We start from the raw sequence: 376 nt of genomic DNA, 5'->3' as shown, positions 1-376 counted from the left end.
AGACAAAATCCCGGTATTCGAGTCTTGAGGCCACCGCCTCCCCGGCGCGGGACCGGCGCAGCAGGGCCGAAACCTTTGCCACCAGGATTGCCGGGTCGACCGGCTTGACCAGGCAGTCGTCGGCACCCGCATTGAGGACATGGACGACATCGTGAGGGGCGGCCCCCGCCGTCACGAACAGCACCGGCAGGTTCGCGGGACAGTGGCCGCGGATCCATCGCAGGACTTCGTCGCCGGGCATGTCGCGCACATTGCGGCCCAGGATCACCAGATCCCAGGCCTGTCCGCCCAGCGCGACGGTCAGGGCGTGGCCCCTGCGGAAAACCTCGCAGCGGTGGCCGGCACGGCCGAGCACGCCCGAGGCGAGCTCCAGCCA

The 376-nt window shown here is 69.7% G+C and carries 1 protein-coding gene; it reads right to left on the bottom strand.

Annotated features, from left to right (window positions below; genetic code table 11):
- On the bottom strand, window positions 1-376 hold a 376-nt coding region (locus PKKP23_RS33610), incomplete at both ends, for a response regulator transcription factor (protein WP_161978212.1).

The sequence above is a fragment of the Paraburkholderia kururiensis JCM 10599 = LMG 19447 genome, from assembly GCF_003986935.1.
In the GTDB taxonomy this organism is placed as follows: Bacteria; Pseudomonadota; Gammaproteobacteria; order Burkholderiales; family Burkholderiaceae; genus Paraburkholderia; species Paraburkholderia kururiensis.
This window is presented reverse-complemented; position numbering and strand designations above follow the sequence as displayed.